We start from the raw sequence: 25,520 nt of genomic DNA, 5'->3' as shown, positions 1-25,520 counted from the left end.
AACGACCAATTTCTATAAAAGTTGCCCTATATAGCTGAAGTAGAATAACGCAATCTCTAGCAGGACACAGACCACCTTAGCAGCGAAACAGTTAAATTACAGATATAAAAAAGCCCGCTATATAATAGCGGGCTGTTTTACGACTCTTGCAAGTCAATTAGGCGCCTGGAAATGACCTACTCTCGCATGGGGAGACCCCACACTACCATCGGCGATACTGTGTTTCACTTCTGAGTTCGGAATGGGATCAGGTGGTGCCACAGCTCTATGGTTTCCAGACAAATTTGCATATCTAACACACTAACTCTTCATTAGGCATTAAATAATAATTCGGAAAGCTGATTGCTTCTATCTTACTTTGAGTCTCTTCACACCGTTTAAGCGCTTCATTCTAACACTAAGGTCAGTAAAACCCATCTGGGTTGTATGGTTAAGCCTCACGGGTCATTAGTACAAGTTAGCTCAACGCCTCACAACGCTTACACACCTTGCCTATCAACGTAGTAGTCTCCTACGGCCCTTTAGAGAGCTTAAAGCTCTAGGGATGACTCATCTTGGGGCTCGCTTCCCGCTTAGATGCTTTCAGCGGTTATCGATTCCGAACGTAGCTACCGGGCAATGCCATTGGCATGACAACCCGAACACCAGCGGTTCGTCCACTCCGGTCCTCTCGTACTAGGAGCAGCTCCCCTCAATCATCCAACGCCCACGGCAGATAGGGACCGAACTGTCTCACGACGTTCTGAACCCAGCTCGCGTACCACTTTAAATGGCGAACAGCCATACCCTTGGGACCGACTTCAGCCCCAGGATGTGATGAGCCGACATCGAGGTGCCAAACACCGCCGTCGATATGAACTCTTGGGCGGTATCAGCCTGTTATCCCCGGAGTACCTTTTATCCGTTGAGCGATGGCCCTTCCATTCAGAACCACCGGATCACTATGACCTACTTTCGTACCTGCTCGACGTGTATGTCTCGCAGTTAAGCTGGCTTATGCCATTGCACTAACCGTACGATGTCCGACCGTACTTAGCCAACCTTCGTGCTCCTCCGTTACTCTTTGGGAGGAGACCGCCCCAGTCAAACTACCCACCAGGCACTGTCCTCAACCCCGATAAGGGGCCAGAGTTAGAACATCAAAACTACAAGGGTGGTATTTCAAGATTGACTCCACTCAGACTAGCGTCCAAGCTTCAAAGTCTCCCACCTATCCTACACATGTAGGTTCAATGTTCAGTGCCAAGCTATAGTAAAGGTTCACGGGGTCTTTCCGTCTAGCCGCGGGTATACGGCATCTTCACCGCAATTTCAACTTCACTGAGTCTCGGCTGGAGACAGCGTGGCCATCATTACGCCATTCGTGCAGGTCGGAACTTACCCGACAAGGAATTTCGCTACCTTAGGACCGTTATAGTTACGGCCGCCGTTTACCGGGGCTTCGATCATGAGCTTCTCCGAAGATAACCCAATCAATTAACCTTCCGGCACCGGGCAGGCGTCACACCGTATACGTCATCTTGCGATTTTGCACAGTGCTGTGTTTTTGATAAACAGTTGCAGCCACCTGGTATCTGCGACTGCCGTCAGCTTAGGGAGCAAGTCCCATCACCAACAGCAGCGTACCTTCTCCCGAAGTTACGGTACCATTTTGCCTAGTTCCTTCAGCCGAGTTCTCTCAAGCGCCTTGGTATTCTCTACCCGACCACCTGTGTCGGTTTGGGGTACGATTCCTACTAACCTGAAGCTTAGAAGATTTTCCTGGAAGCATGGCATCAACTACTTCATCACCTTAGTGACTCGTCATCAGCTCTCAGCCTGTACATTAAAGTACGATTTCCCGGATTTGCCTAAGAAATCAACCTACCACCTTAAACGCGGACTACCAACGCCGCGCTAGCCTAGCCTTCTCCGTCTCTCCATCGCAGTTAGCAGAAGTACAGAAATATTAATCTGTTTCCCATCGACTACGCCTTTCGGCCTCGCCTTAGGAGTCGACTCACCCTGCCCCGATTAACGTTGGACAGGAACCCTTGGTCTTTCGGCGAGGGAGTTTTTCACTCCCTTTATCGTTACTCATGTCAGCATTCGCACTTCTGATACCTCCAGCGTGGGTTACCCCTTCACCTTCAACGGCTTACAGAACGCTCCTCTACCGCGCACTTCTAATGAAATGCACCCGTAGCTTCGGTGACTAGCTTAGCCCCGTTAAATCTTCCGCGCAGGCCGACTCGACTAGTGAGCTATTACGCTTTCTTTAAATGATGGCTGCTTCTAAGCCAACATCCTAGCTGTCTAAGCCTTCCCACATCGTTTCCCACTTAGCTAGTACTTTGGGACCTTAGCTGACGGTCTGGGTTGTTTCCCTTTTGACAACGGACGTTAGCACCCGCTGTCTGTCTCCCGAGTAGTACTCATTGGTATTCGGAGTTTGCAAAGGGTTGGTAAGTCGGGATGACCCCCTAGCCTTAACAGTGCTCTACCCCCAATGGTATTCGCTCGAGGCGCTACCTAAATAGCTTTCGAGGAGAACCAGATATCTCCGAGTTTGATTGGCCTTTCACCCCCAGCCACAAGTCATCCGCTCATTTTTCAACATAAGTCGGTTCGGTCCTCCAGTTGATGTTACTCAACCTTCAACCTGCCCATGGCTAGATCACTCGGTTTCGGGTCTACACCTTGCAACTAAACGCGCAGTTAACACTCGGTTTCCCTACGGCTCCGCTATTCGCTTAACCTCGCTACAAAATGTAAGTCGCTGACCCATTATACAAAAGGTACGCAGTCACGGTCTCAAGAACCGCTCCCACTGCTTGTACGTATACGGTTTCAGGTTCTATTTCACTCCCCTCACAGGGGTTCTTTTCGCCTTTCCCTCACGGTACTGGTTCACTATCGGTCAGTCAGGAGTATTTAGCCTTGGAGGATGGTCCCCCCATATTCAAACAGGATGTCACGTGTCCCGCCTTACTCGTTTTCATCTATGGTTAGTTTTCATGTACGGGGCTATCACCCTGTGCCGCTGTGCTTTCCAACACATTCCACTAACACCCCATAGACTTAAGGGCTAATCCCCGTTCGCTCGCCGCTACTAGGGGAATCTCGGTTGATTTCTTTTCCTCCGGGTACTTAGATGTTTCAGTTCCCCGGGTTTGCCTCATAACGCTATGTATTCACGTTATGATGACCACTTATGTGGCCGGGTTTCCCCATTCGGATATCGTTAGCTCAAATGCTTATTACTAGCTCGCCAACGCTTTTCGCAAGTTATTACGTCCTTCATCGCCTCTGACTGCCAAGGCATCCACCGTATACGCTTGGTCACTTAACCATACAACCCAAATGAGTTTCACACCCTTGAATTAACAAGAGAAGAGCTCTGGGTCATATCATGACCAGCTGGTTTTTACTTGTCTCACTCCCGACCAGGAAGTGGACTCGCCTTAGTCTTTTAGAATATTCAAGACACTTAAACAGTGTATTGAGAACTCAAGTGTTAATGCTTTCGCATTAACGTTTTTCGCACTAACGTAATCACACAAACGACAACGGATCATCATCTATGCGCCTTTAGTTAGTACTATCAGCTTTCCAAATTGTTAAAGAGCGGGCTAAAAAAAGCCAAAGATAAAATTTCGTTTATCTTTGGCATCTCTGACCAATGCATATACTTATCTATCAAGATAAGTGTAAATGGTGGAGCTATGCGGGATCGAACCGCAGACCTCCTGCGTGCAAGGCAGGCGCTCTCCCAGCTGAGCTATAGCCCCATTTACATGCAGTTGAGATAAATATCAAGTATCCAATCATAAGATTGGCGAAGCCAAATCGAATTTTAGCAAGTTAATTCAATGCGACGTTTCCTCTCTTATTACAAGAGTCTAAACGAGTATTTAATTAACGCAGATAAAATGAAGATTTGGTGGGTCAGAGTGGACTTGAACCACCGACCTCACCCTTATCAGGGGTGCGCTCTAACCAGCTGAGCTACAGACCCATTCTTTTTGGTCTTTTAACTGTTATCAGCGTTGCTTTTGTCGCTCGGTCGTCATGTAGTGAACTACACATCCTTCCTCTCTTCTCAAGCGCCTTGATTAACAATCAAAATCCTCAAAAATACCTTTCGATATCTTTCTCTTTCTTCTATCAAGTAATCTGTGTGAACACTCACATGCATCGCTGCACTTTAGGTATTGAGTTAGTCGTATAGGTAAGGAGGTGATCCAGCCCCAGGTTCCCCTAGGGCTACCTTGTTACGACTTCACCCCAGTCATGAACCACAAAGTGGTGAGCGTTCTCCCGAAGGTTAAACTACCCACTTCTTTTGCAGCCCACTCCCATGGTGTGACGGGCGGTGTGTACAAGGCCCGGGAACGTATTCACCGTGGCATTCTGATCCACGATTACTAGCGATTCCGACTTCACGGAGTCGAGTTGCAGACTCCGATCCGGACTACGACGTACTTTGTGAGATTAGCTCCACCTCGCGGCTTTGCAACCCTCTGTATACGCCATTGTAGCACGTGTGTAGCCCTACTCGTAAGGGCCATGATGACTTGACGTCGTCCCCACCTTCCTCCGGTTTATCACCGGCAGTCTCCCTAGAGTTCCCACCATTACGTGCTGGCAAATAAGGATAGGGGTTGCGCTCGTTGCGGGACTTAACCCAACATTTCACAACACGAGCTGACGACAGCCATGCAGCACCTGTCTCACAGTTCCCGAAGGCACAAGTCCATCTCTGGTCTCTTCTGTGGATGTCAAGAGTAGGTAAGGTTCTTCGCGTTGCATCGAATTAAACCACATGCTCCACCGCTTGTGCGGGCCCCCGTCAATTCATTTGAGTTTTAACCTTGCGGCCGTACTCCCCAGGCGGTCTACTTAATGCGTTAGCTTGGGAGCCCAGTGACTAAGTCACCAAACTCCGAGTAGACATCGTTTACGGCGTGGACTACCAGGGTATCTAATCCTGTTTGCTCCCCACGCTTTCGTGCATGAGCGTCAGTCTTTGTCCAGGGGGCCGCCTTCGCCACCGGTATTCCTCCAGATATCTACGCATTTCACCGCTACACCTGGAATTCTACCCCCCTCTACAAGACTCTAGTTCGCCAGTTCCAAATGCAATTCCCAGGTTGAGCCCGGGGATTTCACATCTGGCTTAACAAACCGCCTGCGCACGCTTTACGCCCAGTAATTCCGATTAACGCTCGGACCCTCCGTATTACCGCGGCTGCTGGCACGGAGTTAGCCGGTCCTTCTTCTGTAGGTAACGTCACAGCAATGTGCTATTAACACATCACCTTTCCTCCCTACTGAAAGTGCTTTACAACCCGAAGGCCTTCTTCACACACGCGGCATGGCTGCATCAGGGTTTCCCCCATTGTGCAATATTCCCCACTGCTGCCTCCCGTAGGAGTCTGGGCCGTGTCTCAGTCCCAGTGTGGCTGATCATCCTCTCAGAACAGCTAGGGATCGTCGCCTTGGTGAGCCATTACCTCACCAACTAGCTAATCCCACCTAGGTTCATCCAATCGCGGAAGGCCCGAAGGTCCCCTCCTTTCCCCCGTAGGGCGTATGCGGTATTAGCAGTCGTTTCCAACTGTTATCCCCCTCGACTGGGCAGATCCCTAGGCATTACTCACCCGTCCGCCGCTCGTCACCTCAGAAGCAAGCTCCCTTGTGTTACCGCTCGACTTGCATGTGTTAGGCCTGCCGCCAGCGTTCAATCTGAGCCATGATCAAACTCTTCAATTAAAGTTCTTTTGACACATCCCCTTAAGAATGTATCGGCTCAATGAATTCTGATTTTGTTTTCTAAATCCCGAAGAACCTAGATAACGTTTGTACATATTACTATGAACACTCATCGTTGCATTGAGTTTAAATTTTTTGATTGCCAACATTCCTAAGAACAGAAGACAATTTCGAATAACTCAATACCTGTGAATGTCCACACAGATTACTTGATAAATTGTTAAAGAGCGTGATGTCGATTTTTCAGACATCGCCATAAGACGCTAGGTCGTTGGCTTGGGGTGCGTATTCTACGCATTCCCTTTGTGGCGTCAAGTGTTTTTTCAAACTTCTTTTTGCCGGTTATCAACACCACTAAGTGGTCGGTGATAACCCTAACCGGTTTTCGCTTTCGCTGTATGCCGTGTCAGTGGATGCGCATTATAGGCAGCTTAAGATTTAGTGCAAGCGCTTTTATTGATGAAATGTTTTGAACGCTGAACTTTTATGCAGATCGATTCTTTTTTAGCTTTTTCGGCTAAAGAACCACCTTTAGGTAAATAGTAATATGCTCTTATTTGATATAAAAGTTACTTTTGAGCTCAATTTTTCAACAGTAGTCTGGTTTATCTGGTAATTTTTAATTAGTATGTAATAGTATTTAACAGTTAGTTATCATTTTTATATTCATTAGAGATTATTTTATGCAGAAATCATTCATGATTGTTTTGATTGCGGCGCTTCTTGGCGCTTTTGTTTTTTTTCAGTTTAGCGGTATGTCATCTTCGGTAGCGTTTATTGCCGGTGTAATCGTTGCAACGTTAATTTTTACCTTTATACCATTTAGTAGTTCAAGCTCTTCTGATGAACCGTATGTGGGTCCAACTATGACACTATATGTTGGTAACTTGCCTTACCGTGTTCATGAGGGAGAAGTAAAGGCATTGTTTGGCGAGTACGGACCAGTTAACTCAGTACGTTTAGTGCGAGATCGTAAAACAGGACGTCGTAAAGGATTTGGGTTTGTTGAGATGTCTGAAGCGGGTGCACAGAAAGCTATGTCGAAATTAAACGACTACAGCTTTCAGGAGCGTACGTTAAAGGTAAGAGAAGCTAAATCACAAGAATCTGATTCAGAAAATAGCTAATAGCTGTTGAACTAGATTGTTAGCACTACTTAAATAGTGTAGTTAGTCGGTTATGGTTACCAGCGAAAAATCACTAAAACCATAATCGACTAATGTTGCTTTAAGCCCTTCATTAATATCTTTGGTATAACACGCTTGTAATTGTTTATTACCATTGCTTTCTTTACTCAGTAAGAACCTCACCCGCTTTGCTACCGCTTCCCCTGAATCTAATAGTGTTACCCCGCCACCAAGATAATGACTAATTTCTGTGGCTATCATTGGGAAATGGGTACACCCCAGAACAAGTACATCAATATTAGATGCCGCTATAGGCGCCAAGATTTCGTTGAGCTTGTCCATATCAATCTGTTGTTGCGCGACATACTGCTCAGCGAGTAATACTAGCTCTGACGTCCCAAATAATTCAACTTTGCAATCTCCAGCAAATTGATTGATTAACGCTTGGGTATAATCTCGCTTAACAGTGCCTGGCGTAGCCAATAAGCCAATGTGTTTTTTGATTGATAGCATCGCAGCAGGTTTAATGGCAGGCACCACGCCCACTATGGGAACTGTCAATTGTTGGCGTAATAGTGGCAATACCAAAGTGCTGGCCGTATTACAGGCAACCACCACAATACTAGCGTTAAGACGTCGAGCATGATGAGTAATCAATGCAACGCATCCTACTATTAACTCTTGTTCAGACAAGTTGCCATAAGGTAAGCGTGCATTGTCAAATAAATAGCAATAGTTATGCTGTGGTAACTGTTTTCTAATTTCATTCATGACCGACAATCCGCCGATACCAGAATCAAAGACTAAAATAGGTCCAGACAATATGGGCTCCAAATATGAATATGCACAGTGCTAGTCGTCATAACATTTTATACTTAAGTGCGTAATACTAGACATCAGCGTCATTTAGTATAATATTTGCGCCCTTTTTTACAGTCTTAGGTGGACGATATGAATTTAGCTGCAATGGATCCTAAAAACTACGATGCGCAATTACAACACAAGCGCATCAAGCTAGAACAGACCTTTGCCGACTTCAATCCACCAGCGCTTGAAGTCTTTGCTTCTGAGCCTATGCATTATCGCATGCGTGCTGAGTTTAGAATGTGGCATGAAGGTGATGACTTATATTACTACATGTTTGACAAAGCACTGAATGCAAAAGTGCGTTGCGACCAGTATTTGCCAGCGGGTGTGATCATTAATCAAATGATGGCAGCACTTATTGCAAAGTTAACACCTAATCCTGCGCTACGTTATAGATTGTTTCAAATTGATTTTTTGTCGACGTTAAGCGGCGAAATCTTAGTATCTTTGCTGTATCACCGCCAGCTTGATGATGAGTGGCGTGAACAAGCTACTCAATTAAAAGCAAAGCTATCGGCTCAATTCAATGTCAATATTATTGGCCGTGCGCGTAAGCAGAAAATCGACTTAGATAAGGATTTTGTTGTTGAGACCTTAGCTGTTAATGAACAGATATTGCATTACAAGCAAATAGAAAATAGCTTTACCCAGCCAAATGCGAAAGTCTCTGTAAAAATGTTGGAATGGGCTATTGATGCGACTAAAGACAGCCAAGGTGATTTACTTGAGTTGTATTGTGGCAATGGTAATTTTACCATTGCATTAGCACAGAACTTTAATCGCGTATTAGCAACAGAGTTAGCTAAACCTTCGGTTGACGCTGCCCAATACAATATTGATATCAATAATGTCACTAATGTCCAAATTATTCGGATGTCAGCAGAAGATTTTAGTGATGCGATGGCGAAAAAGCGTCAGTTTAGACGCCTAGAGGGTATAGATTTAGACAGTTACAATTGCAATACTATCTTTGTTGACCCACCACGTGCAGGTATTGACCCTGAAACATTAAAGCTTATTCAAGGTTATGAGCGGATTTTGTATATCTCTTGTAACCCTGAGACACTCAACGATAACTTGTTGACCCTAAGTCAAACTCACAAAATCACTCGTTTCGCACTATTTGACCAATTCCCCTATACCGACCATATGGAGTCGGGAGTATTATTAGAGCGTAAGTAAAGCAGATTAACTAAACAAACAGGGCGCTAAATATTAGCGCCCTGTTTGTTTACAGTGTATTAAAGCGTAATAAACTTATATTGTAATAGTTCATGCTCGATTATCCATTTTATGCTGTAGTGCTTCTGCACCAGTAGCAACCATGCGCAGCTGTAATACTAATTGGTCGGCCAAGGCTTTACGCTCGCTACGTTTTGAATCCAACGCTGATGCGCCTGCATTAAAGACCAAAATAACCAAAGACTCAGCTTGAGCGCGCGCAAGCAAAGGTGTGCGATTAGCCTGTGCTTCAGTGTAATGGGCAAGCTCAGAGATAAAGTGTTCAATTTCACGTTCAACTGCAGCTCTAAATGCAGCAGAGGTACCTGAACGTTCATGTAATAATATTCGAAAAACGTTTGGATTTGACTCTAATACTTCCATAAATGTGTCAACAGAAATACGGATCACGCTGCCACCAGCTTCTGCACGCTGACGACCTTTACGCATCATTTGACGTAAAGTTAGTCCGCCTTCATCGACCATAGTCAAACCAAGCTCGTTCATATCTTTAAAATGACGATAGAATGATGTGGGGGCAATACCAGCTTCACGCGCAACTTCACGTAAGCTTAGGCTGGAAAAACTCCGCTCTGCACTAAGTTGATTAAATGCTGCATCTACTAATGCACGGCGGGTTTTTTCCTTTTGTTGTGCTCTTACACCCATTTACTAATCCATTCAGTCAATATTAATTCACAGATAATACCGTTTTTAAAACAGAAACACAGCCCTGTTAAGCTTGACCATGACTAGTGCCCTAAGTTAAATTAGCGTACAATTGTACGCTCAACTTATTTAACCCTATTATTGGAACCCTATTAAATGAAAAAACCTCCAATCATTTGGCTTAATACCCTGTTATTTGCCATTACTTTTATCGGCGCCGCAGTATTAATCCCTTGGCGTGGTTTTACCCATGGCTTTGATGGCATTGAATGGATTGCATTTGTTGTTTTCGCTTACGCAAGTGGTCTATCAATTACTGCGGGTTACCACAGATTATGGTCACATAAAGCTTATAAAGCTCACCCATCGATGCGTTTTTTATACGCATTAGGCGGAGCATTAGCGCTACAGAACAGCGCACTACATTGGTGTAGTGATCATCGTATTCATCATAAACATGTTGATAATAATGATAAAGATCCGTACTCAGCCAAAATGGGATTTTGGTATAGCCACATAGGTTGGATGCTGCGCGAGTATCAAGCCAGTCGTTACAGTGACTATAATAACGTACGCGATTTACAAAATGACCGTATCGTTATGTGGCAACACAAACACTACCTAGCCTTAGTCATTTTAATGAACATTGGTTTGCCAGCATTTATAGGCTGGTTAAATGGCGATATTCTATCAATGGTACTCATGGCGGGTTTATTACGCCTAGTCGTAGTGCATCACTGCACCTTCTTTATAAACTCTTTAGCTCATATCTGGGGTAAACAACCGTACACAGATAAAAATACCGCTAAAGATAATGCCTTCTTAGCACTGCTTACATATGGTGAGGGTTATCACAACTTCCATCACATTTTCGAAAATGATTATCGTAATGGCATCAAGTGGTGGGACTATGATCCAACCAAATGGTTAATTAAACTAATGAGTTGGTTTGGCTTAGCGACTGATTTGCGTAAAGTGCCACAGGAACGTATTGAAAGTGCACGTTTGCAAATGCAACTTTTACAAGCACAAAACCAAGTGGCCCACTTACCTAATTGCGATGAAATAATAGAAAAGTTTCAAGCAGAATATGAGCTAATGAAGCTGCATTTAGTTGAATATTATCAGGCTAAAAAGAGTTTATTAGAAGCCAAACGTAAGCAACTGACTGATCACAACCTGAAACAACAAGTTCAATTTTTACGTAATCAATTTCTTGAGCAACAACGTAATTGGAAAAGCTTAACCGCCGCTTATACGTCGTAATACGTAAACATCACAAAAAAGGTCGCGTTAATACGTGGCCTTTTTTGTTTCTAAACTATCGTAATCAGTATGTCTAGCCTTAGTTAACCTGAAATCGGAATTATAAACGGTTATCGAACAACTCTTTACTCCGCGAATATCGTTACACTAACTTGTAATGGGTTGGCTATTAACGCGACTACTTAATAGTAGAATTCGCCTTGTGCGCCTTGTTAGTAACAAATCACAAGCTTGATATGAAGTAGCTTCAATATTCTGATTTTGGAATAATTATCTCATATCTTAACTCTAGCTTAGTTAAACTGTTGTATTACATGCTGTTGTAGCACTTTACAGTGAGTTGTACTGCCATCGACTGAAGGCCCAATACTCACCGACACTTTAGACCAAAAGCGCTTGGGCAAAGTAGTAAGCGCATGCCCACCTTTATGGCTAAAGTAAGATCCCCACAACCCAGTTAACGCTAACGGTATTACAGTAACGGGATCACGTTGTAATATTTTATCTATACCAGGTCTAAACTCACCAATCTCGCCATCTGGAGTCAACTTTCCTTCGGGGAAAATACACACCAGCTCATCATTAGCCAATGCTTGGTGTATTTGTTCAAATGCATTGAGGTAGGTAGTTTCACACTTTTTAGGTGAACAAATAGGGATTACACCTGCATGTCTAAACACATACTTTAATAATGGCATCTCACTAATCGACTTATCCATCACAAATCGGATTGGCCTTGTCGACGCCCCCATAATAACCAATGCATCGACATAACTAACATGATTACTGACAATAATTCCAGCGCCCTGCAATGGAATATGTTCACGCCCTGTAACTGTAACCCGGTACATTACATGGCTTAATAGGTAACTGATGAAGCGTTGGGTGAATTCAGGCACTTGCGAATATACATATAGCAGCACAGCAAGGTTAAGTGCACCAATGAGCATAAACAACTCAGGAATACTCCAATCGAAAACGCTTAATAGCACCATAGATAAAATTGCAGACCCCACCATAAAGAATGCATTGATTATATTATTTGCCGCAATGGCTTGAGCACATTCTTGTTTCTCTGCACGAGTTTGTATAAATGCGTATAAGGGAACAATAAATAATCCTCCACTTAAACCGACCAGAAATAAATCAATCATCAGTCGATAATGTTGAGCATTATTAATAAAAGCCTCAAAACTGTACACAAAACCCAACTCAACAGATGCTGTCGGAATTGCGCTAATCATATCAAAACTAAATACACTTAAACCTAATACTCCAAAAGGTAATACCCCTAGCTCTACGTGACCAAAAGAGAAGCGCTCACACACAAATGAACCAACAGCAATACCAATAGAAAATAGAGCTAACAACAGTGACACAACGGTTACATCTGCATGCAAATGTAATTTAGCGAAATTAGGAAACTGGGTCAGATAAGTGGCACCTAAAAACCAAAACCAGCTAATCGCTAAAATAGCCATCCAAATTGAGGTGGTTTCACGTGCTTTAGTAATACAGCGCCACGTACCAGAAAAAAAAGAGAATTTATTTGGGTTAAGAACGCCCTGCGCAGGCAACGAGGGTATAGCACGGCTAGCAAGATAACCTGCAACTGCGAGTACGGTTACCGTTATAGCAGCCCAGATAAGACCATTCTCATTTGAAACTACGAGGCCTGCACTTAGAGTTCCGATAAGAATAGATAAGAATGTGCCCATTTCAACTAACGCATTACCTTTAACTAACTCTTGTTCACTGAGAGCTTGTGGTAGTAATGAGTATTTTACTGGGCCAAAGTAAGCCGACTGACTGCCCGTTAAAAACAATAGGACTAACATCACTAAGTAACTTTGAGTCGCTATCGCAATTGCTGCGGTGGACATGATAATCAACTCTACTAGTTTGAGTCTTTGTATTAACTTTGCTTTATCCATATTATCGGCCACGATACCTGCGTGAGCTGAAAATAAAAAGAACGGTAAAATAAATACCCCTGCGGCTAAATTCACAAATAAATTAACATCAATAGGTAGCGAATTTAATTGACTATAAGTTACCAATAACAACAATACATTCTTATAAAAATTATCATTTAATGCACCTAAACATAAGGTTGCAAAGTAGGGTAAAAATCGTTTGCTTAACAACATGTAAATTCCTTTTTAATACTCATTCCTGCGATATAACTCTGTACGTGACTGATGAGCATATCCTGTAAACACGATTGCTCCTCAAATAATTTACCGTCTAGGGCTAAACATGTTAACCCATGAATAGCGCCCCATAATACTCTACTCATCATTTCAATGTGTTGTTTATTTGCCGCTGAAAAATATTGAACAAGTTGAGATTCAACTAGTATAAACAATGACTTAATTAAAGTTAGATGCGCAACAGGTAAAGGCTGATCATCCGGCATACTTAACTCAAACACTAAGCGGAAACAGCGTCGATGTTGCTGGGCAAACTCACTATAAAGTATCGCCATCTGCTCAATATTCAACAATGGATCATCATGCATTTTTAATGATAACTTGAAGGCTAGCTGCGCTAATGTCTGCTCTGACACGGCTAACAACAGGTAGTGATAACTACCAAATATATTAATCAATGTGCTTGGTACGTAGCCAATGTGACTGGCTACCTTCCTTAAACTCAACGTTTCAATGTTGTCATGCTGCAAATGCATGACTACAGCGTCAATAGCCATTTGCTTTATTTGCTCATGAGTATGTTCTTTGCGTCTTGCCAACGTGATTACCTAGCATTAGTTATCCTGATTACGGGGTAAGTTAACAGCAATAAAAATAAAAAACAATGTTCACAATAATGTTTTAATCGATTTTAAATGATCGACTAAGTTTGATAAACGGCTAAAACACAAGATATTCTGCCCAATAGTGATTATAATTGCTGCTCAATACGCCATCAAAGATCAACTCATATGTCTGAGCAAGCAATTAAACTTACCGAATATAGTCATGGCGCAGGCTGCGGCTGTAAGATTTCTCCTAAAGTGTTAAGTACCATTCTTGCATCACAACTCCCTGTCTTTACTGATCCTAATTTATTAGTTGGTAATCAAACTCGTGACGATGCTGCCGTCTATAAACTTAACGAACAAACTGGCATTATCAGCACCACAGACTTCTTTATGCCTATTGTAGATGACCCATTTACCTTTGGCAGAATTGCAGCCACTAATGCCATTAGCGACATATACGCTATGGGTGGTACTCCTATAATGGCGATTGCTATTTTAGGTTGGCCAATTAATATACTACCTGCCGAAGTTGCCCAACAAGTTGTTGATGGTGGACGTCAAGCCTGCGCTGATGCTGGCATTATGCTCGCGGGCGGTCACAGTATTGATTCTCCTGAGCCTATTTTTGGTTTAGCCGTAACAGGGCAAATTCCACTTGAGCGAGTAAAGCAAAACAATACAGCCAAAGCCGGCGACCGTTTGTACCTCACTAAACCTATTGGTATTGGTATTCTTACTACCGCACAAAAACAGAAAAAACTACGTGATGAAGACAGTCAAATTGCACCTGATGCGATGTGTCAGCTCAACAAAATAGGGATTGATATCGCTAAAATTGTTGGTGTTAATGCATTAACTGATGTAACTGGATTTGGGCTTGCCGGCCACTTGATAGAAGTCTGCCAGGGCGCCCAACTTAAAGCTAACTTAGTATTATCTAAAGTTCCTTTATTGGATAAAGTCAGTGATTATCTTGCATTTGGTTGTATTCCAGGCGGAACCCATCGTAACTTTGACAGTTATAGTGAATATTTACCGCCATTAACTGATGACCAGAAAGCGATTATCTGCGATCCACAAACCAGTGGCGGATTATTAGTCGCTGTAAGTGAAGATGCTGAACATGAACTTAAAGTCTTATTAGAAACCAATGGCATTGAAGCGATTTGTATCGGTATGCTCAATACCTATAAACCTCATTCTGACGGCCACAATATCCTTGTGGAATTGAGCTAATGAGCGAAGTTATTCCCAGCTCTGAATATGGCAGACTATTATTAGAAAATCGTCCATTAATCGACGTAAGGGCCCCTATTGAGTTTGCAAAAGGAGCATTTAGTCACTCGATTAATTTACCATTGATGCAAGATGGCGAGCGCGAAAAAGTAGGAACATGCTATAAAAAACAAGGCCAAGATGCTGCGATAGCATTAGGCCATGAGTTGGTAAAAGGCAAAGTTAAACAGCAGCGTATAGATGCTTGGCATGCTCAATTATCTCAACATCCAGACAGTTATTTATATTGTTTCCGTGGCGGTTTACGATCAAAATTATCGCAACAATGGATTAAAGAATCTGGCTTAAATATCCCCTATATTGAAGGGGGCTATAAAGCCATGCGCACTTTTTTAATAAATACTATCGAACAAGCACCCAGTCACTCTAAAGTACTTATTTTAAGTGGGATAACTGGCAGTGGCAAAACCGAAGTAATTAATCAACGAGATGAGTCAGTCGATCTTGAAGGTATTGCTAATCATCGAGGTTCAAGCTTTGGTAAAAATATCGATCCACAGCCCAGTCAAATTAACTTTGAAAATAACTTAGCCGTGAGATTACTAAAGCACCAACAACAGCAACATAGACATTTACTGTTAGAAGATGAAAGTATTCTTATTGGTCGCTCTGCTCTGCCACACAGCTTCTATCACGCCATGCAACAAGCTGATATTATCCTCCTCGATGAACCATTAGACGCACGTTTGCCGCGTTTACTGTATGACTATGTAGAGGGTAAACTCGCAGATTATGAGTCTCTTTTAGGTGAAGAAGATGGTTTCGATGCATTTAAAGCTTACTTGACTCAAAGTTTACAAGGGATCCGTAAGCGTTTAGGCGGTAAACAGCATCAAGAATTACAAGACTTAGTTGACAGCGCACTTCGTGTGCAACAAAACCAAAATGACACCAGTAAACATCTGGACTGGATAAGCATGCTACTCGATATATATTATGATCCAATGTATCTGTATCAACTTGAAAAGAAACAAGACAGAGTTGTTTTTCAAGGTAATAGGCAAGCCATACACCAATGGTTAGATAGTCATAAATAGTAAGTGATATAAACAAAATGCCCTCACTTGAGGGCATTTTTGTATCTCGCAATCTTCGAACAAAACAACACATAGCCGTCTAACAAACTTTGGGATCTATTCACTGATAAGTTAACCTGTGCTCGAAAAACCAACACAGGAAAAAAGTCATTTAATTACTGGTTTAATACAAATAAATTAACTAGTTAGCAATATATCCCACGGAAGATTAGCACTACCTACTACAATGAAATTTGGGTTTTCGAGTGTTTCACGCTCATTGTAGGTCATTGGCTGTAAATTAATATCAATCAGTGCACCGCCAGCTTCTTCAATGATGATCTGCGCTGCGCCAGTATCCCACTCACCAGTAGGTCCTAAACGGACATAGCAATCTGCACGACCCTCTGCAACTAAACAACTTTTTAAAGCTGCACCGCCCATCACTACTAGCTCACAATGATTGGGTTTATTAAGCAGTTTTAATACCGATTGTGGATCTTGACGACGACTGACCGCTAAACGTAAATTCTCAGGTTCATCACCGGTTAATTGTTTACTGGTAATACGTGTTTCATTCTTACCATCACGTTTATAAGCGCCTAACCCCGCTATGGCGTAATAACACACTTTTGTCATCGGCACATAAACCACTCCCATGATCGGGCGGTTGTGTTCAACTAATGCAATAATGACAGAAAAATCACCACTACCAGCAATAAACTCGCCAGTGCCATCTAATGGGTCGACGAGCCAATAACGCTTCCATGTTTCACGCACACTTAATGGAATATCTGCCGCTTCCTCGCTTAAAATAGGAATATCAGGTGTTAACTCAGCTAACTGTCGACAAATAATATCGTGGGCGGCTAAATCGGCAGACGTCACTGGGGTATTATCTGACTTCATTTCGCGTTTAAAGTTACCTTTAAGATAAATGTCGCGAATGGTTTGCCCAGCTTCAGTTGCAATGTCTATGACTTGCTCGATTACATCTTCTGGCTTCATTATTGCTCCAATTGCTGGATTCGATAAGGATGACCTGATAAGGACATCAATAAATAAGGCTATCGCCTACTCTATGTTGCTGTTCCATAGCTTACTTAATACGTTTAGTAAAAAACGAGCTACTTTACGTTGTCTACTTCACTGCTAAGGCTATGCGTCGAAGAACTGAGATATTGCTGAGTTAAAAAAAGCGCACTCACACTACGAGACTCTGAAAAATCGACATTGTCGAGTAATGACTGCCAATCAGATAATGGCCAAGGGATCACATCAATTGGTTCAGGTTCATCACCTTCTAAACGACTAGGATACAGTTTTTCCGCGACAAAAATATGCATCTTGCTGGAAAAATAACCTGGTGCAAGAGATAACTCTTTTAAATAGGTCAATTGATAACTGCCAAAACCTATCTCTTCTTGCAGCTCTCGATTAGCGGCTTCAATTGCCGTTTCACCAGGATCAATCAATCCTTTGGGAAAGCCTAGCTCATAATTATCGGTGCCTGCTGCATATTCGCTAGCGAGTAATAAATTACCTTGATGAATAGGTACAATCATAACTGCACCTCTACTACCGCCTTTCATTCTTTCATATTGACGCTCTACGCCATTAGAAAACTTAAGGTGTACCTGCTCAATTTGAAACAGTCGGCTTTTGGCTACGACCTCAGTATGCAGGATTTCCGGCTTTGTATGCCGCTGTGTCATTGAAGCCTCATGTGACGAATTAATATAGACAGGGTACAATCTTACTATTATAGGTATATTCTACAACCGGAATTTACATGTTTCCTTGGTATAAGATAGACACTGTCCTGCTCGATATGGATGGCACCTTGCTAGATCTACACTTTGATAACCATTTTTGGTTACATCTGGTGCCTGAGCAATTAAGCTTCCAACGTAAAATAAGCTTGGATGATGCCAATGCATTAGTCAAACAAGCTTACTATAGTGTGGTTGGCACCTTAGATTGGTATTGCCTTGATTATTGGCAAGGCTATTTAAATCTCGATATTTTAGCATTACACCATGCCTCGGCAGATAGAATTAACATACGCCAAGACAGTATGCCCTTTTTACAAGCATTAGCCGGGGCAAGTAAACGACGCATTTTGTTTACTAATGCTCACCCACAAAGCTTAGCGCTTAAGCTCACTCACACAAATTTAGCCGATGGCTTAGATGCGTTATTGTCGAGTCATGAAAGTGGCTACCCTAAAGAACATCCACAATTTTGGCAGTATGCCTTTGAAAAATTTGATCTGAATCCTGCTAGATGCTTATTTATTGATGATAGCGAAGTCATTTTAGCCGCGTCTAAGCAAGCGGGCGTAGGCTATCAATTAGGTGTGAGTAACCCCGACAGTAAAAAGCCGCACACGGTATTTAAACAGTTTCCCGCGGTGAGTAACTTATTACACGCGCTTTAACGAGTACCAATGCCTGATCATCATAAAAAAGCGCGTTGATAGCAATATCAACGCGCCTTTTACTTGTTTATGCATGTTTGAGAGCTTCAGGTTGATTAGGTATATATTTGATGTACCTAAATGTAAGCTTAAGTCTGCTACAACCCTGGCACCACACCTTGATAGTTGATAGGGTAATATCCTTGACTGTCTTGTCGACCTAAAAAGGATAACGAGTCGCGTAAATCTTTAGGTTGGGCATCGGTTGGTTTAATTTTAGCACTGACTTTAACCAGGTTTGACTCACCTAAAATAGCGGTTCCCGTTAAGCCTAATACGTTTTGGGTTTCATCCGTGGCAATTTGTAATTGACCATCAAGACAACTTAGCCCTAATGCAATGTTACCTAAAGGGTAAACACCATACTGATTTTTAACATTGGTATTATTTAAAAATAATTTACCGTTTAATTGCTCACACCATGGCTTGCCTTGCTCTAACACTTCGACCATTAAACTTACATCACCATCAATTTGGGTTTTAAAAGGTAAACGGGCTCCCGCTAATAAAAAACTATCGGGTAAATCAAGGCGAATATTTTTCGCACTCAATCCAGATAATGACCAACTAATGTTACCTTTGCCACTTACCGGCGTAGCGCGATTACCAATATTAAAATCAATATCCGCTTTACCAAGCAATAAACCCCACGGACTTAGTTGCCAACTGACTTGCTCTATTTGGCGCTGATCGATGGTGATTAAAGATGCTTTTCCTTGCCAAAGCGTACCCTCAGCACCACTGATGGCAACATTATTAGGTAACGGGGCAATGCTGACTAACCAGTTTGCTGGCAGGTAAACTAATAAAAACACTAGATAAATAATGACGCCGATGACTATCTTTGAAAATAAGCTCACAAAAAATCCTTACTGAGAAAGCTGAATACGTCTTACTTTTACAAAGCCAGCAACATCTGATTCGGTTAGATCTACGCTGTCTAACGTTAAGCCCTTTTGTTCTACTAAGTCATGTAAGTAACCCAGTAACGCATCAAATGGCACATCATCCATCCATAGCTGAATTTTATCGCCTTGCGGCTGCATACGGGTGATCTCTAATTTATATTGGCCAGCTGTTTGGTTAACAATAGAACTTAAACTTCCGCGAACTTTAGCTTGTGCGCCCGCTTGTTTCAAACCGGCTATTTTATTAGCAGTTTGTTTTACATAATTTAATGTTTGCTGCGCCGCGTTGTTATCGCGCTCAGCAGTTTCTTGCGCATTAGAAATCGGCGTCCAAATACCCCAATACACAATGCCAATCACTAAAACAGCCGCACAAAAAGCAACCAGTTGTTGCTCTCTAATGGCTAAACTTTGCCACCAACTACGCATATTTTCCATGTTATTTAATCCTTAACGTCAGCGTACTGGTAACGCTTTCTTCGCTACTGTTCATGGCTCCACCTTCTAAGAGGTAGTCTTTAGTAACAAGCTCTTTAAACTTTTCTATTTGGTCGTAGGTTTTTGCTGTCACTTGCATACGTAATTCATTACGATTAGCTTCGTAACGCAAGGTATTCGGTTTTAATTCAGGCACCTTGCTAAATGCAGGCTTTAAACCATCTAGCATTTCAAAAAATACTGCACCACCACCTTGCCCTTGCATGCTGCGCAATTCACTGCCCATTTGTGAGCGCATATTAACAATACGATTCACTCCGGGTACTGACTGTTTAAACAGCACTTCACTTTGTGCCTGTATCTCTGCGGTATGATTATTAAGTTGATGAATCGCTAAACCTTTATTCGCCAATGCTAGAACAATCGCAATCAACACCACAATTGCGGTATTTTTCCAGGTTAATAACTGTTTGCTGTACTCACTTTTCGGTTTATAAATCCCGCTTAATAAGTTAATTGGCGCGTTTAAGATCCCCTTAGCCAATATCATCATAGGTAAATCTAACGGCTTAGCTTCAACTTGCACACCAGTGAACTTAATATCATCACTGTAGCCAGCCACTAAAAGAGGTCCTGAGTCGTTGTGATTTAGCATCGCTTGAGATAATAACTGCGGCAATGCAAAGTCAGACCATGCTTTAGGTACACTAACGCCGCTACCTTCAGAGGTTCTAATTAAATACTCACTGCCAACACTCATAGCTGCCCAACCACATTGCTCTAACGGCAATGCTAAACAGTCGGGCACGATACGTTTCACTTTCAAACCTGCATGATGAAGCCATTCAAGCCAAGTTTGCATTTGCTCATGCGCCACAGCAGCCACATTGAGTTGCTCACCTTCACGCGGCCCAACCACAAAATGCATATTATCGACATTGGTCGCTAATGATTCTTCAAGCATATAGGGCAATGCCTTTAATGCTTGGCGTTGACCTTTTTCGGGTAACATAATTTGTGTCAATGTCATATTGGCCGCAGGCACAAGGACATCAACAGGACGATTACCCGCACGCTCGGCTAAAGTGCTAAGACTTGCGGCATCAGATAACTCGCCAGATGCGATAATTTCTTGCTCTTGTTCAGACCATACTAGCCACGAACATGGGTGTTCTGATGTTTTTCCTAACCGGATAAATAGCCGTTCAGACACTGTTATTCTCCACCGATCTCAATACGCATTGTTACGCAATGAATTTGTTATTATTGTTGGCCACCGTACTGCCGGGTGAGCACATCTAAATCTTTACCATTGCGCTTAAGTACGCTTTCCATTCTAAATATTGCATTATCAACTTTAGCGCCAGCTTTTAATAAAAAATACTGACTATCAACCACAAAACTCGACTTTACATTCGCTTCGGATTTGATGCCACTGAGTGACGAACTTTCCCAAAACTCTTCAATTTTTTCATATCCATCCGCTGGGCGATTATTGATAATATTTTCAGCTTCACTCACTGAAATCTGATTTTCAAGCATCCCAGCAAGTAAGGCTGCTTGCTCAACTTTAAGGGTATTTACATTCAATAGCTGACTATCTTCACCCGGTATTGCACACACATAAGGAGCAATGTTCAGATAAACATTTTGGCTAAACCCCAATACCGCGCGCAACTCACTACGATGCTGCATTAAGGTATTAGCGGCACGATATGGTACATTTCGCGACTCATATTCGGCATCTTCAGCACCATATGGGCCGGATAACGTATCTTCGTCGATATAATCTTTAAGAGTTGACGTTAATTGCTCTGCACCAAACTCATCGACACCTAAACTAATTAATAACGATTGGAACTGCCTTGCGGCGACGGTCATCTTTGGTTGACCATTATCGGTCTCTTTTGATGCTTGCCCAACAGCATTAATATTAAAACACGCGCGCATATCTTGTATTTCACCGACGATCTCACCATCTTCTGCCGGAAATGCTACATTGGCTAATGCCCAGTATTGCTGTAGATGTACCGTACCTTCTGAATCTTCAAAGTCTTGCTTGAGCACTTTTATCGCCAACTCTTCAGCAGAAAGTGCATACCAATAAGCCTGATCATATTGGGCTAAGTTAAGTGTGCGGCGCATAGAAAGCTGATTACGACTGCTTATGTTGGTGGCAATAATCACCACCATAGCCACAATCAACATTACTACGATTAATGCTACCCCGTGTTGCTTTTGGCCGCCCATTATGAGGACTTCCCATCATCAGTTTTGGTTTCAGTGTCTTCTTTACTACCTGCACCATTGCTATCGTTTTTATCTGATTTAGTTGCTGGAGCACCTTTAGGCAGTAAAAAACGACGTTGGATTTTACCTAAACCTTCTAATTCTATTTCCATCGCAATCCCTTTTGGCATCACGGTTCCATCAACTTGCTTCTGCCATTTATCATCCATATAAAACGAATACTCAATTGATAGCACATGGTCAATAACCACACTTTTTAATGGCTCAGCACCTGATACAGGTTCAGGATAAGGATAATACCAACGCTCAAGGCGGCCATTTTGAACCACATAGGCTACCGACTGTAAACTGCCTCTGGGTAGCATGCCATCGGGGTTTAACCAACCTAAACGGTAAAATACCAGTGCTTGGGTTTCTGAGTCGAGAATATTGTCACCAGCTTGGAAAAATCGATTATTACGTTCGCCCTCAAATGATCGCGGAGTACGCGCTACCATTTGGCCTAAATCACGTTCTAACGCACCAAAACCTTGCTGTAATGATTTAAGTCGAGTGGCAAACTCTTTGGTGACTTCATCATTTTTCATTACCGTCGATAATACCGAGTTAGCCGCAATACCCAACATAGCAAAAATCGCAATCGCGATAAGCATTTCGAGTAAGGTAAAACCGCTAGAATGCTTAGGCTTTGTTATGCACATAACTGCTTACCTGAGCAACAACACGTTTAAATTTATCATCGTCACTGACGCTAATACGGATCATTCTAAATTTATCATCGGTGGTTTTAATCACTTCTTGGCGCCAATGCCATTCGCGCCCAGCAAGTTCTGCCTGGCCTGTTTTTTGGCCAATATCAGGAAAAGTACCAGGTAAACGCACGTCAACCATTTGATTACTGGCCACCCATTGAGCTAACGTTCGCTCTTCTAAAATAGGCATATTCGCCATTTGTTCACCCAAACTTTTGGTGACCGATACTGCTGCAATTGAAAATACTGCTAAAGCAACAATAACCTCAAGCAATGTCATGCCGCGGTTTTTAGTACCTACACGGTTACCGCATAATGTCTTATTGGACGAATGGTTAACACTTAAATGCTGTGAGCGTCGATATGATATGAGTTTATTCATCTACACGCCCTAATGTTAAGCGGCCTAACGCGTCACCCACAACCAGTACATTGACTGACTGACGGTCATCATTGACCGTATTAAAACCCAACTCAAAGGGAGTCATCTCTCCACTGGGAAACAATAATATTTGCGGTTCAGGATGTTTCTTTTTTTCTTCTTCACTTTCTTCGTCGATAAAAGGCTCATCGAACCAAGACTCATTTTGCTCGTCTTCTTGAACTAATGGCATGCCATCGATCACAATATCGAGGGTAATACCGGCCTCCATTTTTTTAGCCGATAATAGTCGATCTTGATCAACAGGCATCCATTTACCTTCTTTATAAAACACAAACTGATATTGATCTTCATCAATCACAATGCCAATAAACTGGCCGCTTAAAACACTTTCATCAAGCACCATTTCGGTAGCTGACATAAAACGTTGCGCCTGTTTTTTGAGCATTTGTTCCGGCCCAGCAACACTAATGGACATGGTTACAGCAGAGGCAACCAAACCCATTAGCAATGCCACAATTAACACCTCTAATAAAGTGAAACCGGCTTGTCGATGATAAAACATCTTATTGAAAATCTTGTAAATTCCAGCTTCCGATATCATCTTCAGAACCTGGTTGTCCGTCTGGGCCAGCACTGAAAATATCAATTTTCCCGTTCTCACCAGGGCTTAATAGTAAATAGTCACTGCGCCATGGATCTTGTGGTAAACGCTTAACATATCCACCTTCTCGGAAATTACGCGGCTCTGGCGACGAGTTAGGCTTTTGCACCAACGCATCAAGTCCTTGCTCAGTAGTTGGATAAATACTGTTATCTAACTTGTACATATCCAATGCATTTTCTAGCGCTACAATATCTGATACTGCCTTTTGTTGGTCGGCTTTGTCTTTGTTACCCATTAAATTGGGCACAACCATTGACGCTAAAATACCTAGAATAACAATCACCACCATTACTTCGAGTAAGGTGAAACCACGTTGTTTATTATGTTGCATTGATTACTTCCTCTAAAAATTGTCTATATATTCATGCGTACAATCGGTTTTAATCTTGGATTAGGTTTGCTAAAACCAAGATAGACACAGCGTTACTCTAGCCACTAATCAAGTTATTTAACTCTAAAATAGGCTGTAAAATGGCCATCACAATAAATAATACAACCGATGCCATACTCACGACGAGCATGGGCTCAAATACCCCTAAAGCAATGTTAACGTTAGACTCAAACTCTCGGTCTTGGTTATCAGCAGCACGTTCTAGCATATTTTCTAGTTGACCACTTTTTTCCCCTGATGCAATCATGTACAACATCATTGCAGGGAACAACTTAGTATTAGTCAACGCTGTACCCAAACTAGTTCCTTCACGAACTCTTGCTGTGGCATCATCAACTGCGGCACGTACTTTTACATTCTGTAGCACTTCGCTGGCAATACGCATTCCATCAAGTAGTGGTACTGAACTGGCTGACAAAATACTTAATGTACGCGCAAAACGGGCGGTATTTAGCCCTTTACTCACTTTACCGATAACAGGCATTTGTAACAGCGCAGTATCATATTTCATCCGTATTCGCGGATTGGTCAGCATGCGCTGAAACATAATCATACAGCCAAAAATAAGCAGTACGACCAACACGCCCCAATGTTGTACAAAGTCAGAAGCCAGAATGAGAAATTGAGTGGTGCCGGGTAATTCTTGGCCCATATGTTCAAACTGTCCAACAACCTTTGGCACCACAGCAGCCAGTAACACGGCTATTACGCCAATGGCGACTACCGTTAATACAATAGGATAAATCATCGCTTGTGTTAGCTTTGATTTGAGCTGTTGTCGGCGTTCGGTGTAATCAGCTAAGCGGTTAAGCACTACTTCTAAATGACCTGACTTTTCACCGGAAGCCACCATCGCACGGTATAGATCATCAAATACATGCGGAAATTCGGCCATTGAGTCGGCTAAACTATAACCCTCAACCACTCGAGAACGCACCGCCATAATCATGCTACCTAAGCGATCTTTTTCAGACTGCTGCCCTACTGCCTTTAGCGCTTCTTCAATTGGTAAACCCGCAGCCACCAGTGTTGCTATTTGACGAGTGATAAGGGCGAGCTCTGCAACAGATATACGTTTTTTAAACAAATTAGCGAGATTAAATCCACCACGCTGCGAACGAGCTTCTTTCTCATTAACGGGCAAAAGTTCCAATGGCATAAGACGCTGCTCACGCAGCTGACTTCTTGCATGGCGTGCTGTATCGGCTTCAATCACACCTTTTTGTTGCTTGCCTTTACTATCAAGGGCTTTGTATTCAAACGCCGCCATTGA

General features: G+C 42.6%; 21 protein-coding genes, 2 tRNA genes and 3 rRNA genes. 6 read left to right on the top strand and 20 right to left on the bottom strand.

Annotated elements, in window-relative coordinates:
• Window positions 1-163: 163 nt before the first annotated feature.
• The 5 genes from rrf to EGC82_RS01790 form a co-directional block, all read right to left on the bottom strand.
• Window positions 164-279: ribosomal RNA gene (gene rrf / locus EGC82_RS01810) — 5S ribosomal RNA — on the bottom strand.
• A gap of 147 nt (window positions 280-426) precedes the next feature.
• Window positions 427-3,331, bottom strand: a 23S ribosomal RNA gene (locus EGC82_RS01805).
• A gap of 363 nt (window positions 3,332-3,694) precedes the next feature.
• Window positions 3,695-3,770 (bottom strand) — tRNA-Ala (locus tag EGC82_RS01800).
• 150 nt (window positions 3,771-3,920) lie between these two features.
• Window positions 3,921-3,997 (bottom strand) — tRNA-Ile (locus EGC82_RS01795).
• A gap of 214 nt (window positions 3,998-4,211) precedes the next feature.
• A 16S ribosomal RNA gene (locus EGC82_RS01790) occupies window positions 4,212-5,754 on the bottom strand.
• The 16S, 23S and 5S rRNA genes sit together here with 2 tRNA genes alongside, the layout of an rRNA operon.
• 683 nt (window positions 5,755-6,437) lie before the next feature.
• Here EGC82_RS01790 and EGC82_RS01785 point away from each other — a divergent pair.
• Window positions 6,438-6,881 carry an RNA recognition motif domain-containing protein gene (locus tag EGC82_RS01785; RefSeq protein WP_124729256.1) on the top strand — a complete coding sequence of 148 codons (444 nt, stop codon included), beginning with the start codon at window positions 6,438-6,440 and terminating at the stop codon, window positions 6,879-6,881.
• 42 nt (window positions 6,882-6,923) lie between these two features.
• Here EGC82_RS01785 and murI read toward each other — a convergent pair whose 3' ends face one another.
• The gene (gene murI / locus EGC82_RS01780; RefSeq protein WP_124729255.1) at window positions 6,924-7,703 is read right to left on the bottom strand and encodes a glutamate racemase; all 780 of its coding nucleotides are present in this window, start codon (window positions 7,701-7,703) and stop codon (window positions 6,924-6,926) included.
• 129 nt (window positions 7,704-7,832) lie between these two features.
• Here murI and trmA point away from each other — a divergent pair, with 129 nt between their 5' ends.
• Entirely contained in the window at window positions 7,833-8,930 is a 1,098-nt protein-coding gene (trmA, locus tag EGC82_RS01775; RefSeq protein ID WP_124729254.1) for a tRNA (uridine(54)-C5)-methyltransferase TrmA, read from the top strand.
• 90 nt (window positions 8,931-9,020) lie between these two features.
• On the opposite strand, the gene fabR is transcribed toward trmA, so the two are convergent.
• Window positions 9,021-9,638, bottom strand: coding sequence for an HTH-type transcriptional repressor FabR (gene fabR, locus EGC82_RS01770; protein ID WP_124729253.1), 618 nt, complete (start codon window positions 9,636-9,638; stop codon window positions 9,021-9,023).
• 156 nt (window positions 9,639-9,794) lie between these two features.
• Here fabR and EGC82_RS01765 point away from each other — a divergent pair, with 156 nt between their 5' ends.
• Window positions 9,795-10,904: an acyl-CoA desaturase gene (locus EGC82_RS01765; protein ID WP_124729252.1), complete on the top strand. Its 1,110-nt coding sequence runs from the start codon at window positions 9,795-9,797 to the stop codon at window positions 10,902-10,904.
• A 293-nt stretch (window positions 10,905-11,197) separates the two neighbouring features.
• Here the strand turns inward: EGC82_RS01765 and EGC82_RS01760 are convergent, their stop codons facing one another.
• Window positions 11,198-13,054 carry an MFS transporter gene (locus tag EGC82_RS01760; protein WP_124729251.1) on the bottom strand — a complete coding sequence of 619 codons (1,857 nt, stop codon included), beginning with the start codon at window positions 13,052-13,054 and terminating at the stop codon, window positions 11,198-11,200.
• Window positions 13,045-13,656 carry a TetR/AcrR family transcriptional regulator gene (locus EGC82_RS01755; RefSeq protein ID WP_124729250.1) on the bottom strand — a complete coding sequence of 204 codons (612 nt, stop codon included), beginning with the start codon at window positions 13,654-13,656 and terminating at the stop codon, window positions 13,045-13,047. Before EGC82_RS01755 ends, EGC82_RS01760 begins: the two co-directional genes overlap by 10 nt.
• Window positions 13,657-13,848: 192 nt before the next feature.
• On the opposite strand from EGC82_RS01755, the gene selD reads away from it, so the two are divergent.
• Window positions 13,849-14,904: a selenide, water dikinase SelD gene (gene selD, locus EGC82_RS01750; protein ID WP_124729249.1), complete on the top strand. Its 1,056-nt coding sequence runs from the start codon at window positions 13,849-13,851 to the stop codon at window positions 14,902-14,904.
• A complete protein-coding gene (gene mnmH, locus EGC82_RS01745) occupies window positions 14,904-16,001 on the top strand; it encodes a tRNA 2-selenouridine(34) synthase MnmH (RefSeq protein ID WP_124729248.1) in 1,098 nt (365 codons plus the stop codon). The genes selD and mnmH overlap by 1 nt, the downstream gene beginning before the upstream one ends.
• Before the next feature lie 177 nt (window positions 16,002-16,178).
• On the opposite strand, the gene cysQ is transcribed toward mnmH, so the two are convergent.
• Window positions 16,179-16,988: a 3'(2'),5'-bisphosphate nucleotidase CysQ gene (cysQ, locus tag EGC82_RS01740; protein ID WP_124729247.1), complete on the bottom strand. Its 810-nt coding sequence runs from the start codon at window positions 16,986-16,988 to the stop codon at window positions 16,179-16,181.
• Between the two features lie 119 nt (window positions 16,989-17,107).
• Window positions 17,108-17,695, bottom strand: a complete 588-nt coding sequence (gene nudE, locus EGC82_RS01735) for an ADP compounds hydrolase NudE (RefSeq protein WP_124729246.1) — start codon at window positions 17,693-17,695, stop codon at window positions 17,108-17,110.
• A gap of 77 nt (window positions 17,696-17,772) precedes the next feature.
• Here nudE and yrfG point away from each other — a divergent pair, with 77 nt between their 5' ends.
• Window positions 17,773-18,420: a GMP/IMP nucleotidase gene (yrfG, locus tag EGC82_RS01730; RefSeq protein ID WP_124729245.1), complete on the top strand. Its 648-nt coding sequence runs from the start codon at window positions 17,773-17,775 to the stop codon at window positions 18,418-18,420.
• Window positions 18,421-18,557: 137 nt separating this feature from the next.
• Here the strand turns inward: yrfG and EGC82_RS01725 are convergent, their stop codons facing one another.
• The 9 genes from EGC82_RS01725 to gspF all read right to left on the bottom strand — a co-directional run bounded on the left by EGC82_RS01725 (window position 18,558) and on the right by gspF (window position 25,517).
• Window positions 18,558-19,319: a type II secretion system protein N gene (locus EGC82_RS01725; RefSeq protein ID WP_124729244.1), complete on the bottom strand. Its 762-nt coding sequence runs from the start codon at window positions 19,317-19,319 to the stop codon at window positions 18,558-18,560.
• 9 nt (window positions 19,320-19,328) lie between these two features.
• The gene (locus EGC82_RS01720) at window positions 19,329-19,805 is read right to left on the bottom strand and encodes a type II secretion system protein M (protein WP_124729243.1); all 477 of its coding nucleotides are present in this window, start codon (window positions 19,803-19,805) and stop codon (window positions 19,329-19,331) included.
• Window position 19,806: 1 nt separating this feature from the next.
• Complete coding sequence (gspL, locus tag EGC82_RS01715) at window positions 19,807-21,018, bottom strand: type II secretion system protein GspL (protein ID WP_124729242.1); 1,212 nt, start codon at window positions 21,016-21,018, stop codon at window positions 19,807-19,809.
• Between the two features lie 50 nt (window positions 21,019-21,068).
• Window positions 21,069-22,055 (bottom strand): type II secretion system minor pseudopilin GspK, encoded by a 987-nt coding sequence (gspK, locus tag EGC82_RS01710; protein ID WP_124729241.1) that lies wholly within the window; start codon window positions 22,053-22,055, stop codon window positions 21,069-21,071.
• A complete protein-coding gene (gspJ, locus tag EGC82_RS01705; RefSeq protein ID WP_124729240.1) occupies window positions 22,055-22,756 on the bottom strand; it encodes a type II secretion system minor pseudopilin GspJ in 702 nt (233 codons plus the stop codon). The genes gspK and gspJ overlap by 1 nt, the downstream gene beginning before the upstream one ends.
• Window positions 22,737-23,087 (bottom strand): type II secretion system minor pseudopilin GspI, encoded by a 351-nt coding sequence (gspI, locus tag EGC82_RS01700; protein ID WP_124732532.1) that lies wholly within the window; start codon window positions 23,085-23,087, stop codon window positions 22,737-22,739. The genes gspJ and gspI overlap by 20 nt, the downstream gene beginning before the upstream one ends.
• Before the next feature lie 94 nt (window positions 23,088-23,181).
• Window positions 23,182-23,754, bottom strand: a complete 573-nt coding sequence (gspH, locus tag EGC82_RS01695; RefSeq protein ID WP_124729239.1) for a type II secretion system minor pseudopilin GspH — start codon at window positions 23,752-23,754, stop codon at window positions 23,182-23,184.
• Window position 23,755: 1 nt separating this feature from the next.
• Entirely contained in the window at window positions 23,756-24,187 is a 432-nt protein-coding gene (gene gspG / locus EGC82_RS01690) for a type II secretion system major pseudopilin GspG (protein WP_124729238.1), read from the bottom strand.
• A gap of 97 nt (window positions 24,188-24,284) precedes the next feature.
• Window positions 24,285-25,517, bottom strand: a complete 1,233-nt coding sequence (gene gspF, locus EGC82_RS01685) for a type II secretion system inner membrane protein GspF (RefSeq protein ID WP_124729237.1) — start codon at window positions 25,515-25,517, stop codon at window positions 24,285-24,287.
• Window positions 25,518-25,520: the final 3 nt, after the last annotated feature.

It is taken from the genome of Shewanella livingstonensis, from assembly GCF_003855395.1.
Classification (GTDB): Bacteria; Pseudomonadota; Gammaproteobacteria; order Enterobacterales; family Shewanellaceae; genus Shewanella; species Shewanella livingstonensis.
Note: the sequence above shows the minus strand (reverse complement) of the source record. Positions and strands in the feature narration are given on the sequence as shown.